Annotated in this window: 10 protein-coding genes; all 10 read left to right on the top strand. The window is 71.8% G+C overall.

What is annotated here, in order from left to right:
• Positions 1-107: 107 nt before the first annotated feature.
• The 10 genes from relB (at position 108) to AB0E24_RS24580 (ending at position 12880) form a co-directional block, all read left to right on the top strand.
• Entirely contained in the window at positions 108-1637 is a 1530-nt protein-coding gene (gene relB / locus AB0E24_RS24625; protein ID WP_069867749.1) for a type II toxin-antitoxin system RelB family anti-toxin, read from the top strand.
• Positions 1638-1878: 241 nt separating this feature from the next.
• A complete protein-coding gene (locus AB0E24_RS24620) occupies positions 1879-4023 on the top strand; it encodes a DUF8189 domain-containing protein (RefSeq protein WP_359379929.1) in 2145 nt (714 codons plus the stop codon).
• A gap of 117 nt (positions 4024-4140) precedes the next feature.
• On the top strand, positions 4141-5430 hold the full coding sequence (locus AB0E24_RS24615; protein WP_359379926.1) for an ABC transporter substrate-binding protein: 1290 nt from the start codon (positions 4141-4143) through the stop codon (positions 5428-5430).
• A gap of 2 nt (positions 5431-5432) precedes the next feature.
• Positions 5433-6368 carry a carbohydrate ABC transporter permease gene (locus AB0E24_RS24610; protein WP_069867751.1) on the top strand — a complete coding sequence of 312 codons (936 nt, stop codon included), beginning with the start codon at positions 5433-5435 and terminating at the stop codon, positions 6366-6368.
• On the top strand, positions 6368-7222 hold the full coding sequence (locus AB0E24_RS24605; protein WP_069867752.1) for a carbohydrate ABC transporter permease: 855 nt from the start codon (positions 6368-6370) through the stop codon (positions 7220-7222). Before AB0E24_RS24610 ends, AB0E24_RS24605 begins: the two co-directional genes overlap by 1 nt.
• Positions 7219-9318: an alpha-galactosidase gene (locus AB0E24_RS24600; RefSeq protein WP_359379922.1), complete on the top strand. Its 2100-nt coding sequence runs from the start codon at positions 7219-7221 to the stop codon at positions 9316-9318. Before AB0E24_RS24605 ends, AB0E24_RS24600 begins: the two co-directional genes overlap by 4 nt.
• Positions 9319-9375: 57 nt before the next feature.
• Entirely contained in the window at positions 9376-10146 is a 771-nt protein-coding gene (locus AB0E24_RS24595; RefSeq protein ID WP_359379920.1) for an SDR family NAD(P)-dependent oxidoreductase, read from the top strand.
• 37 nt (positions 10147-10183) lie between these two features.
• Positions 10184-10924: a FadR/GntR family transcriptional regulator gene (locus tag AB0E24_RS24590; protein WP_069867755.1), complete on the top strand. Its 741-nt coding sequence runs from the start codon at positions 10184-10186 to the stop codon at positions 10922-10924.
• Positions 10921-12066: a galactonate dehydratase gene (gene dgoD, locus AB0E24_RS24585; RefSeq protein ID WP_069867756.1), complete on the top strand. Its 1146-nt coding sequence runs from the start codon at positions 10921-10923 to the stop codon at positions 12064-12066. The genes AB0E24_RS24590 and dgoD overlap by 4 nt, the downstream gene beginning before the upstream one ends.
• Positions 12067-12070: 4 nt before the next feature.
• Positions 12071-12880 carry a hypothetical protein gene (locus AB0E24_RS24580; protein WP_359379916.1) on the top strand — a complete coding sequence of 270 codons (810 nt, stop codon included), beginning with the start codon at positions 12071-12073 and terminating at the stop codon, positions 12878-12880.
• Positions 12881-12906: the final 26 nt, after the last annotated feature.

The following is a 12906-nucleotide window of genomic DNA, read 5'->3' as shown; positions in this document are numbered from 1 at the left end:
TCACCACTTGTTCGCATGCTACTAGAACAATTCCCGAGTGGAAGGCCAGCACTCCCTCCACCTCCCCCGTCGCGTGCGCATCTCATATGTGAGATAGCCTCTTGGGTATGACTGACGACTACCTCGCACGTATCGGCAAGCTCATCCGTGACGCCCGGCAACACCGGGGCTGGACCCAGTCGCAGCTCGCGGAGGCACTCGGCACAAGTCAGAGTGCGGTCAACCGCATTGAGCGGGGGAACCAGAACATCAGCCTTGAGATGATCGCCAGGATCGGCGAGGCGCTGGACAGTGAGATCGTGTCCCTCGGCTACGCGGGCCCGATGCATCTCCGGGTGGTCGGCGGCCGGCGGCTGTCCGGGGCCATCGACGTCAAGACGAGCAAGAACGCGTGTGTGGCGCTGCTGTGCGCCACACTCCTCAACGCGGGCCGTACGACACTGCGGAGGGTCGCCAGGATCGAGGAGGTCTACCGCATCCTCGAAGTCCTGGGCAGCATCGGCGTACGCGCCCGCTGGATCAACGACGGCGCCGACCTGGAGATCGTGCCGCCCGCCGAGCTGGACCTCGGCGCCATGGACACCGAGGCCGCGCGCCGCACGCGCAGCGTCATCATGTTCCTCGGTCCGCTGCTGCACCGGATGGACCGCTTCAGGATTCCCTACGCGGGCGGCTGCGACCTCGGCACCCGCACCGTGCAGCCGCATATGACCGCCTTGCGCCACTTCGGTCTCGAGGTGACCGCCACCGACGGGATGTACCACTCCCGCGTGGACCGCTCGGTCGCCCCCACCCGCGCCATCGTGCTGACCGAACGCGGCGACACCGTCACCGAGAACGCGCTGCTGGCGGCCGCCCGGCACGACGGTGTCACGGTGATCCGCAACGCCTCGTCCAACTACATGGTCCAGGACCTCTGCTTCTTCCTGGAGGAGCTGGGCGTCAAGGTCGAGGGCGTGGGCACCACGACGCTGACCGTCCACGGCGTCAGCCAGATCGACCGCGATGTCGACTACTCCCCCTCCGAGGACCCGGTCGAGGCGATGAGCCTGCTGGCCGCCGCCGTCATCACCGAGTCGGAGCTGACGATCCGCCGGGTGCCGGTGGAGTTCCTGGAGATCGAGCTGGCGGTCCTGGAGGAGATGGGGCTGGACCACGAGCGCGGCCGGGAGTACGCGGCGGACAACGGCCGCACCCGGCTGGTCGACCTCACCGTGCGGCCGTCCAAGCTCCAGGCCCCCATCGACAAGATCCACCCGATGCCGTTCCCCGGCGTCAACATCGACAACGTGCCCTTCTTCGCGGCGATCGCGGCCGTCGCCCAGGGCTCGACACTGATCCACGACTGGGTCTACGACAACCGCGCGATCTACCTCACCGAGCTCAACCGGCTCGGCGCCCACGTCAAACTCCTCGACCCGCACCGCGTCCTGGTCGAGGGCCCGACCCGCTGGCGCTCCGCCGAGATGATGTGCCCTCCGGCCCTGCGCCCCGCGGTGGTCGTCCTGCTGGCGATGATGGCCGCGCCGGGCACATCGGTGCTGCGCAACGTGTATGTCATCAACCGCGGCTATGAGGACCTGGCCGAGCGGCTGAACTCGATCGGCGCCCAGATCGAGACCTTCCGCGACATCTGACCGCCGACCGCCGCCGCACCTCCTGGCCGACCTGCGCGAGCACGGGCCGGGAGGGGGCGCGGCGGCACACCTCCCACGTCAAGATCCTCGACACAACCAGGAGCCTGTTTAAATAAATTAGGAATAATTCTTGACAGGGTTTCGGCCACGGGCCACAGTCATCGCCGTGACGCCGCCGACGCCTGTCACCGGGCGGCCGCGTCATGTCTCCTTCCTGCTTCCCAACCCTCGGGAGAGGCACGTGACTTCACCCCCGCCCGTACGGAGACCCCGCCACCGCACACCGGCCCGCGGCGCCGTCGCGACCGCGATCGCCGTGGTCCTGGCCACGGCCGCGGCCCCCACGGCAACGGCCGCCCCCGCCGTGGACCAGGGGGCGCCCGACTACTACGACAGCGGGCTCGCCCCGACGCCCTACATGGGCTGGAACACCTACTACGGACTGGGAGCGCCCACCGAGAAGGAGGTGCGCTCGGTCGCCGACAGGCTGGTCAGCAGCGGTCTGCGGGACAGCGGATACGACATCGTGTGGCTGGACGGCGGCTGGCAGGCCGACAACCCGCGGAACGACCGGGGACAGTTGGCGGCCCACCCGGACCGGTTCCCCTCCGGTATCCCGGCCCTCGTCTCCTATCTGCACCAGCGCGGTCTGCGGGCCGGTATCTACACCGACGCCGGCACCTACGACGGCGGCAAGAGCTGTGGCCTGGGCAGCCGTGGCCACTACACCGAGGACGCCCGGCAGTTCGCCGACTGGAAGATCGACGCGATCAAGGTCGACTTCCTGTGCGGCATCGGCGAGAAGCTCGATCCGGGCCCGGCCTTCAAGGAGTTCGGCGACGCGGTCGCGAAGTCCGGACGCCGGATGCTGCTGAACCTGTGCAACCCGCTCACCGACGACTGGGGCCTGCCGCACACACCCGAGCAGGACGCGCACAACTCCTACGGCTACGCCCCGACGATCGCGGACTCCTGGCGCACCGGCACCGATATCGCCTGGGGCACCCCGAGCCCCGGCCAGTGGCCGAACGTGCTGCGCAACATGGACGCCAACGCCTGGCACCCCGAGGCGCAGGGGCCCGGTCACTACAACGACCCCGACTACCTCATCCCCATGCGCCGCATGGCCGACGGCTCGCTGGAGCTGACGGAGGAGGAGTCCACCACGCAGTTGGTGATGTGGGCCGAGATGGGCTCCCCGCTCGTCATCGGCTCCGACCCCCGTACCCTGTCCGACTCGATGCTCCGGACGCTGCGCAACCCGGAGATCATCGCCGTCGACCAGGACCCGCTGGGCGTCCAGGGCGTGCGGGTGGCCACCGACTCCGCCGGCGATGTCTACAGCAAGGTCCTCTCGGGCCACGGCCGGCGCGCCGTCGTCCTGCTCAACCGCTCGGACCGGCCCGCCGAGCGCACCGTGAACTTCTCCGATGTGGCCCTCGGCGGCCCGGTCAAGGTCCGTGACCTGCGGGCACGTGCCGACCGCGGGAGGCACACCGGGTCGTACACCGTCGAGGTGCCGGCGCACGGCACCGCGTTCCTCACGCTCACCGGCGAGGACGCCCTCCCCGGTGCCGCCCTGGGCGAGAAGACCTCGGCGAGCCCGGCGGTCGTACGCGACGGCGAGACGCTGACCACCTTCTTCCGCGGACCGGGCGGCACCCTCGGCCGGCACACGGAGGACGGCGGCGGCAGGCCGCGGACGGAGAACCTGGGCGGCCCGGCGAACGGGAGGATCCTCGGCCAGCCCACCGCCCATGCCTCGGCGGACGGGCGGATCGACGTCTTCGTGCGCGGCGCCGACTCCCGGGCGTACCGGCGGGTGTTCGCGCATGGGCGCTGGGGCGCCTGGCAGGACCTCGGCGGGAAGCTGACCGACGCCCCCTCGGTGGCGTTCACCGACGGGGCGCACTGGACGCTGACCGCGCGCGGCGCCGATGGGCGGATCGTCCAGCGGGAGCCGTCGTCCGGCTGGTCGTCGCTGGGCGCGCCGGGCGACCGGCCGACGTACGGCAGGCCGTCGGCCGTCGTCGACGCGCGAGGACGGACCCATGTGGCCGTGCGCACCTCGGCGGACGAGGTGTGGACGCGGTCGCGCGACGCCTCCGGGCAGTGGTCGCGGTGGAGCTCGCTCGGCGGAACGGTGAGCGGCAGCCCGACGCTGGTCGCCGCCGGGGACGCGGTGGTGCTGTACGCGCGGGCCGGTGACTACACGCTCTGGCAGCGGCGGTACGAGAACGACGGCTGGCAGGGGTGGACCAAGCGGCCGGAGTTCCCCAGCGCCGCGTTCGACGGTGCGCTCGGGGCGGTCGCGGGCCCGGACGGTGTGGTCGACGCCGTGTACCGCGGGGTCGACGGCTCCGTACACCGGACTCAGTTCAAATAAATTAGGAATTAATCTTGACGTGGTGCGGGCACCACGCGAACCTGGATCCGCCGCGAGCGCGACCCGGCCGTCATGGCACGGCCGGGTCCCGCCGAGTGGATCCCCAAGGAGCACTCCATGACGAACTCACACCCCGGTCGACGGCTGTTCCTCGCCGGTCTCGGCGCCGCCGGGACGACGGCGCTGCTCAGCGGCTGCGTCACCGCCGGCTCCTCCGGCAAGAGCTCCTCCAAGGGCGGAGCGGTGACCCTCCAGTCCAACCTGTCCGCCCCGCAGGCGAAGGCGGCGATGGAGGATCTGGTCGCCGCCTACGCCAAGCGCGGCTCCGGGCGCGCCAGCCTCAACACCGTCGCCGCCGAAACCTTCCGCACCCAGCTGCCCACCTACCTGACCTCCGGCAATCCGCCGGATGTGTACACCTGGTACCCGGGCTCGGTGGCGAACACCTACGCGCGCAAGAACCTGCTGCTCGACCTCGGCGAGGTGTGGACCTCGCCCGATCTCAAGGGCTACTCCAAGGCGCTGAACACCCAGTGCACCTCGGCCGCAGGCAAGAAGGTCTTCGTGCCCAGCACCTACTACTGGTGGGGCGTGTTCTACCGGAAGTCCAACTTCGCCAAGTGGGGCGTCAAGGAGCCCAGGACCTGGGACGACTTCCTCGACCTGTGCGACAAGCTGAAGTCCAAGGGTGTGGCCCCGATCGGTCTGGGCGCCGGCAGCAACACCCCCTGGGTGGCCTCCGCCTGGTTCGACTACCTCAACATCCGCATCAACGGCGCCGACTACCACCGCCGACTCCTCGCCGGAAAGCACCGCTTCGACGACCCCGAGGTGCGCAAGGTCTTCGACCGCTGGCAGGAGCTGCTCCCGTACTTCGACCCCAACGGCACCGCCATCGCCTTCCAGGACGCCACCACCGCCCTGCTCGCCGGCCGGACCGGCATGATGCTCATCGGCACCTTCTTCGCCGACGCCGCGCCCAAGGGCGCCCTCGACGACATCGACTTCTTCCGCTTCCCGGTCATCGACCCCAAGGTCCCGCTCGCCGAGGAAGCGCCCACGGACGGCTACTTCGCCAGCGCCCGCACCGGACGCCGGGACGGGGTCTTCGAGCTGCTGCGCTACCTCGCCACGGCCGAGGCGCAGGAGATCTACATCAAGGGCTCGTCGGGCACCGTCCTGCCCTGCCACCCCGACGCGAAGGACGCCGGGACCGCGCTGGTGAAGAAGGGCCGCAAGCACATCGAGGAGGCCGCCGAGATAACCCAGTTCTTCAACCGCGACTCGAGCGACGCCCTCCAGCCCACCGCGGACACCGCGCTGACCAAGTTCATGGCCAAGCCGAAGAGCATCGGTTCGATCCTCACCGACTGGCAGCGCGACGCCGAGAAGATCTGGAAGGCGTGAACGTGGCCGTCCGCACCGTGCCCGAGCGCAAGTCCCCGGCCCCGCCCCCGCCCCGCGGCGGGCGGGCCCGGGGCCCTGGGCGCACACCCCCGCTGGTACTCGCCTTCCTCCTGCTCCCGCTGCTGGCCGAGGGGCTGTGGGTGTTCTGGCCCGCGCTCCAGGGCTTCTACCTCGCCCTGACCGACTGGGACGGGGTGTCGGCACCGGAGTTCATCGGCCTGGGCAACTTCGGCGAGATGGTCCACGACGAGGTGTTCCGCACCGCGGCCGTCGACACCGTGCTGTGGCTGGTGCTGTTCGGCGGCCTGTCCGCGCTCCTCGGTCTCGGTGCCGCCCTGCTGCTCCAGCAGGAGCGCCGGGGCGTCGGCTTCTACCGCGCCGCGCTGTTCCTGCCCGTCGTGTTCTCCCTGGTCGCCACCGCCCTGGTCTGGCAGGCCATCTACCAGCCCGACGGCGTGCTCAACCAGGTCCTGGAGTCGGTCGGCCTGGAGAGCCTGCGCCACGCCTGGCTCGCCGACCAGGACACCGCCCTCTACGCGGTCATCGTGCCCGCGCTGTGGCGCCAGGTCGGCTATGTGATGGTGCTGTACCTGGCCGGGCTCAAGGGCATCGACCCGGCGCTGTACGAGGCGGCCAGGGTGGACGGCGCGGGGCGTTGGCAGCGGTTCCGGTATGTGACGCTGCCCCAGCTGCGCAGCGTCAACGCGGTCGTTCTGTCGGTGATCATCATCGACTCGCTGCGCTCCTTCGACGTCGTGTGGTCCCTGACCCGGGGCGGCCCCTACCACTCGTCCGAACTGCTGAGCACCTACATGTACTCCACCGCCTTCCAGTCCCTGCGCCTGGGATACGGCTCCGCCCTGGCCGTCGTCATCTTCATCCTGGCCTTCGGCGTCATCGCCTCCTACCTCGTCCGCGCCTTCCGGGAGGCCGACTGATGACGGAACTCCGCAGCTCCGTGGCCCTGCGCAGGCGCCGCGCGGCGACCGCCGGCTTCCACCTGGGGGCCGGGGCGCTCGCCACGCTGTGGCTGCTGCCCATCGCCCTGGTCGTGGTGACGAGCCTGCGCTCCTTCGACGACATCTCCGTCCACGGCCTGGGCAGTTGGCCCCACTCCTTCACCCTGGGCAACTTCCAGCAGGCGTGGAACGACGGCGGCCAGCAGCGCGCCCTGATCAACAGTCTGATCGTGACCGTGCCGTGCGTCCTGGTGACCCTGGCCCTGGCCGCCATGGCCGCGTTCGCCCTCAGCCGCTACGAGGTGCCCTTCCGCCGCTTCCTGCTGCTGTTGATGCTCGGCGGCAATCTGCTTCCGCCGCAGATCCTGCTCATCCCGGTGTCCAAGCTGAGCGAACTGCTCGGCGTCTACGACACGCTGCCCGCGCTCATCGGTGTGCAGATCGGCTTCGGTGTCGGCTTCTACGTCTTCGTCCTGCACGGCTTCATGCGGGCCATCCCGGTGGAGATCCAGCAGGCCGCCGTCGTGGACGGCGCCGGTCCCTGGCAGATCTTCTGGCGGATCATCCTCCCGCTCAGCCGCCCGGCGCTCGCCGCGCTCAGCGCCCTGTCCTTCACCTGGATCTTCAACGATCTGCTGTGGGCCATCACCGTGCTGCGCAGCGACACCAAGATGCCCATCACCGCCGCCCTCATCGGGCTCCAGGGCCAGTACGTGTCGATGTGGAACGTGATCGCCGCCGGGTCCGTCATCGCCGCGGCGCCCACCGTGGCCGTCTTCCTGCGGTTCCAGCGCCACTTCGTGGCCGGTCTCAACCTCGGAGCGGTGAAATGACGCCGAACCAGCGCTGGACGCTGCGCACCGAGCGCACCAGCTACACCGTACGGCTGTCCCCGGACGGCCCCTGGGCCGAGCTCGACGCCTGGGGTCCGCACGGCGTGGAGACCGGCCCGTCCGCGCTGGACTGGTCGCACCGCACCCACTTCATCACCCCCGCCGACGCCGCGCCCGCCGAGTATCTGCCGTACGGGCTGCGGCCGTTCACCGGCGCCGACCTGGTGGCCGCGCGGCCCGGTACGGAGCGCGGCGCGTGGTGGGCCTTCGAGGCGGCCGAGGAGTCGGCGGACGGCCTGCGGCTGACCTTCACCGACGATCTGCTCGGGCTGCGCACGGTCCTGTGCTACGCCACGGTGCCGGGCACCGACGTCATCCACCGCTGGACCGAACTCAGCTGCACGGGCGAGGAGGAGCTGCGGCTGGAGCGTTTCGACTCCGCCACGGTGAACGTCCCCGTCACCGCCGGAGCCCGGCTGACGTACCTCACCGGCCAGTGGTCGCAGGAGTTCCAGCGCACCCAGCTCACCCTGTCCAGGGGCACGTTCACCATGGGCAGCCACCAGGGCGTGCCGGGACACGCCTATGCGCCCTGGCTCGCGGTCCAGGACGCCGCGGAATCCGGGGACGCCCCCGCCTATGGCGTGGCCCTCGAATGGCCGGGCAACTGGCACATCACCGCCGAGGCCGAGCCCGGCGGCGCCGTGCGCGTACGGGCCGGCCGCGTACCGCACGAAGGCGTGGTGTGCCTGGCGCCCGGTGACACCCTCACCACGCCCCGGCTGGCCTGCGCCTTCAGCGCCGAAGGGCTCGACGGGCTGTCCCGCGTCTGGCACCGCTACGAACGCCGTCTGACCGGCGAGCGGCTGCACCGGCCCCGCAAGGTGCTCTACAACTCCTGGGAGGCCACCACCTTCGACGTCGACGCGGCGGCGCAGCTCGAACTGGCGAAGACGGCGGCGGACATCGGGGCCGAGCTGTTCGTCGTCGACGACGGATGGTTCACCGGCCGCGCCGACGACACCGGAGGGCTGGGCGACTGGTACCCCGACCCGGTGGCGTTCCCGGAGGGCTTCGACCGGTTCGTGGAGGACGTACGGGCGCTCGGCCTCGACTTCGGTCTGTGGATCGAACCGGAGGCCGTCAGCCCCGGCAGCGCGCTGCACACCGAACACCCCGACTGGGTGTACCGGATCGACGGCCGTCCGGCGCGGCTGGTGCGCCATCAGCTCTCGCTCGACCTGGGCCGGACCGATGTCCAGGACTTCGTCATCGGCACCCTGGACCGGCTGCTGACCGGCCACGACATCAGCTATCTCAAATGGGATATGAACCGGCCGCCGACCGAGCGCGGCCGCCCGGGCGCCGGTCCCGCCGACCGTCTCGACCTGGACGCCCAGCATGTGGCCGGCTATCTGCGCGTGCTGGACCATCTGCGCGCCGTCCACCCCCGGGTCACCGTCGAGGGGTGCGCGGGCGGTGGCGCACGCATCGACCACGCGACCCTCGCCCGCACCGACGTCGTCTGGCCCAGCGACAACACCGCGCCCCTGGACCGGCTGTCCGTCCAGCACGGCTTTCTGCACGCCCATGCCCCGCATGTGATGAGCTCCTGGGTCACCGACGCCCCCGGTGTCTTCGACCCCCGTCCGCGCAGCCTCGCCTTCCGCTTCGTGGGCGCCATGTGCGGAGTCCTCGGCATCGGCGCCGACCTGCGCCGCTGGGACGCCGGGCAGCGCGCCGAGGCCGCCGGCTGGATCGCCCGTTACAAGGAGGTGCGCGAGGTCATCCACCTCGGCGAGGCCCGGCTCCTGGGCAGCCCGCTGGACGCCACCTGCGGCGTCCAGTACGACAGCCCCGACGGCCCCGACGGACGCACCGTCGTCGCCGCGCTCGGCACCGGCCGCCTGGACGGAGCCCCGCTCGTCCCGGGACGTCCGGCCCGGCTCCGGCTGCGCGGCCTCGACCCGGCCGCCCACTACCGGGACACCGCGTCGGCCACCACCTACAGCGGTGCCCATCTGCTCCACTACGGGCTGCCGTTCGTCTGGAGCGCCGACCATGACGCGGAACTGGTGGTGCTGATACGGCAGTAGAGACCGCCGACCGGCACCCGCCCCCGCCCGACGTACAGCGAAGGAGCCCGAACCCCGATGGAGCTGCCCCGCCGGTACGGTGACCGCTTCACCGCCCACACCGCCGTGGTCACCGGCGCCGCCTCCGGCATCGGCGCCGCCACCGCCGAACGTCTCGCCCAGGAGGGCGCCGCCGTCGTGCTCGCCGACATCGACCAGGAGCGTGGCACGGCGGTCGCCGAGCGGATCGGCGGGGAGGGCGGCCGCGCCCGCTTCGTGACCGCCGACGTCTCCGCGGAGGAGGGCTGGGCGCGGATCGCGGCCGCCGCCCGCGACTTCGGCCCGGTCGACGTGCTCGTCAGCAACGCGTACACGGTGGACGTCGCCCCCGCCCATGAAACGTCCCTGCACTCCTGGCAGCGGCAGCTCGCCGTCAACCTCACCGGGGCCTTCCTCGGCTTCAAGGCGGTCCTGGACGATCTGCGCGCCCGCCGCGGAGCCGTCGTCCTGACCTCGTCCGTCCACGCCCACAAGGGCATCCCCGGCCACCCCGCCTACGCGGCCTCCAAGGGGGCGCTGCTGTCCCTGTGCGGGCAGCTCGCCGTCGAGTACGGACCCGAGGTGCGGGTGAACGCCGTGCTGCCCGGCCCGATCCTGACGGCGGCCTGGGACCGGGTGTCCGCCGAGGACCGCGCGCGCAGCGTCGCCGAGACCGCGGCCGGGCGCTTCGGCACCCCCGAGGAGGTGGCCGCGGCCATCGCCTTCCTGGGCTCCCATGAGGCCACGTACATCACGGGTGCGAGTCTTCTCGTGGACGGCGGCTGGAGCGTCGTCAAGTCCTCCGCATGACCACCGCGATCAGCCCGCACCAGAAAGGCATGACGACATGACGCCCTACGCCCGCCGCGGCGTGCACGGCCAGACCGTGGAGGCCCTCGCGCGCCGCGTGCTGAGCGGCGACATCCCGGAAGGAGCCACCCTGGACCTGGTGGCCCTCCAGAGCGAACTGGATGTCAGCCTGACCGCTCTGCGCGAGTCGCTGAAGGTGCTGGCCGCCAAGGGGATGGTCGACGCCCGTCAGAAGCGCGGCACCTTCGTGCGGAATCGCTCGGACTGGAATCTGCTCGACGCCGACGTGCTGCGCTGGCAGTTCGAGAGCGACCGCACCACCGACGCCGGCAGCGCGCTGCTGGGCAATCTCGCCGAGGTGCGCGGCATCATCGAGCCCGCGGCCGTACGCCTGGCCGCCGAGCGGCGCACCGAGGACGACCTCGCGGCGCTGGACGCCGCCGTGGACGCGATGGGGGTGGGCGGCTCCGACGCCGCCCACGCCGTCGAGGCCGACCTCGCCTTCCACCGCGCCCTGCTCGCCGCCACCCACAACGAACTCCTCGAGCGCATGGAGATGGTGATCGAGTCGGGCCTCGCCTACCGTGACCGCATCGTCCACAGCTCCCCGCACAGCCAGGATCCCGTACCCGCCCACCGCGCCGTCCTGGACGCCGTACGCGCCCAGGACCCGCGGGCCGCCGAAGCCGCCATGCGGGCCCTGCTCGACCAGGCCGGTCGCGACCTGGACCGGATCGGCGGCTCGGACAACCACACGGAAAGGCCCTCCGGTCAGTGAAGATCACCCGTATCGAGACCTTCCTCGTACCGCCGCGCTGGCTGTTCTGCCGCGTCGAGACCGACGAGGGCGTGGTCGGCTGGGGCGAACCCGTCGTCGAGGGGCGCGCCGAGGTGGTCCGCGCGGCCGTCGATGTCCTCGCGGACTATCTGATCGGCCGCGATCCGCTGCGCATCCAGGACCACTGGCAGGTGCTCACCAAGGGCGGCTTCTACCGGGGCGGACCCGTGCTGTCCAGCGCCGTCGCCGGGCTCGACCAGGCCCTGTGGGACATCGCGGGGAAGACCTACGGCGCCCCCGTGCACGCCCTGCTGGGCGGGCCGGTGCGCGACCGCGTCCGGGTGTACGCCTGGGTCGGCGGCGATGAGCCCGCCGAGCTGTCCGAGCAGATAGCCGCGCAGGTCGAGGCGGGCTTCACGGCGGTGAAGATGAACGGCGCCGGGGCGACCTCCCCGCTGCCCACCACGGCCGAGACCGCCGCGGTCGTCGACCGCGTGGCCGCCGCCCGAGAGGCCCTGGGCCCGGACCGTGACGTGGCCGTCGACTTCCACGGCCGCTTCACCGCGGCGGGCGCCCGCCGCGTCCTGGCCCAACTGGCCGATCTCCACCCGCTGTTCGTTGAGGAACCCGTCGTCCCCGAGCTCAGCCATCTGCTCCCCGGCCTGGTCGCCGCGAGCCCGGTGCCCCTCGCCACCGGTGAACGGCTCTACGGGCGCACGGAGTTCCTGCCGGTCCTCGCCGCCGGTGTCGCCGTCGCGCAGCCCGATCTGTCCCACGCGGGCGGCATCTCCGAGGTGCACCGCATCGCCTCGCTGGCCGAGACCTACGGCGCCCAGCTCGCCCCGCACTGCCCGCTCGGCCCCATCGCGCTCGCGGCCAGCCTCCAGGTGGCGTTCGCGACCCCGAACTTCCTGATCCAGGAGCAGAGCCGCGGTATCCACTACAACAAGGACGCCGACCTGCTGTCGTATCTCGTCGACCCCGAGCCGTTCCGCTTCGTGGCCGGCCATGCGCCCCGCGGCGACGCCCCGGGGCTGGGCATCACCATCGACGAGGCGGCCGTGCGCGCGGCCGACCGCACCGGTCACGCCTGGCGCAACCCGGTCTGGCGGCACCCCGACGGCTCCTTCGCGGAGTGGTGACGCGGTGCTGGAGATCGTCACCGATCCCGCGCACGGCGGCCGCTGGACCTCGCTGAGCGCCGGGGGACATGAGTGGCTGTGGCACCGCCCGGATCCGGAGCGGGAGCGCGTGGGCCCCGGGGACGCCTTCGTGGACGCGGGCGGCCTCGAGGAGTGCGTCCCCACCGTCCGCGGCACCCCCGACCACGGCGACGCCTGGTCGCGCCCCTGGCGGCGCGAGGGGGACGCGGACACCGTGCGCTGCGACCGGTTCACGCTGACGCGCACGATCCGCGGTACGGCCGACGGTGCCGAGGCCGACTACGTCCTCACCGCCGGCCCGGGCTTCGCCTTCGTCTGGGCCGCCCACGCCCTGCTCGACCTGACCCCGCGGGCGACCCTGCGGCTGCCCGAGGGGGCGCGCGCCCGGCTCTTCCCGGAGGCCGCACCGCTGCTGGAACGGCCCTGGCCGGCCGGGGCGCCGTGGGTGGAGGGCGACTGGCCCGCACCGCTCGGCCTGGCCCTCGACCGGTTCGGGCCGGACGACGGCACCGCGGTCGGCGCGGTCGTGGACACCCCGTACGCCTGCGTCCACGACGGCACACGACGCCTGGCCCTCGCGCTGGAGGCCGACGGGCAGCCGCTGTCCGTCGCCCTCTGGCGCAACCTCGGCGGCTTCCCCGCCGAAAGCCCGTATCGCAGCACAGGAGTCGAGCCGATGCTCGGCCGGGTCTTCGACCTCGCCGACGCGGGCCCCGCCGACGCCGCGCGGGTACCCGCCTCGGGCGAGGTCCGCTGGCGGCTCACGCTCACCGCGGCCTGCCGCTGCCCCTGAACCCGCCCAACCTCACGAGGAGTTCC

The organism is Streptomyces malaysiensis subsp. malaysiensis (assembly GCF_040653035.1).
GTDB classification, from domain to species: Bacteria; Actinomycetota; Actinomycetes; order Streptomycetales; family Streptomycetaceae; genus Streptomyces; species Streptomyces malaysiensis.
The sequence above is the reverse complement of the archived record's forward strand: the minus strand, read 5'-3'. Positions and strand labels throughout refer to the sequence as shown.

Bases quoted from the DNA above. Each gene is read 5' to 3' on its own strand.
- AB0E24_RS24605 (WP_069867752.1), top strand. From the start codon at position 6,368: ATGACGGAACTCCGCAGCTCCGTGGCCCTGCGCAGGCGCCGCGCGGCG.
- AB0E24_RS24615 (WP_359379926.1), top strand. From the start codon at position 4,141: ATGACGAACTCACACCCCGGTCGACGGCTGTTCCTCGCCGGTCTCGGC.
- relB (WP_069867749.1), top strand. From the start codon at position 108: ATGACTGACGACTACCTCGCACGTATCGGCAAGCTCATCCGTGACGCC.
- AB0E24_RS24590 (WP_069867755.1), top strand. From the start codon at position 10,184: ATGACGCCCTACGCCCGCCGCGGCGTGCACGGCCAGACCGTGGAGGCC.
- AB0E24_RS24600 (WP_359379922.1), top strand. From the start codon at position 7,219: ATGACGCCGAACCAGCGCTGGACGCTGCGCACCGAGCGCACCAGCTAC.
- AB0E24_RS24595 (WP_359379920.1), top strand. From the start codon at position 9,376: ATGGAGCTGCCCCGCCGGTACGGTGACCGCTTCACCGCCCACACCGCC.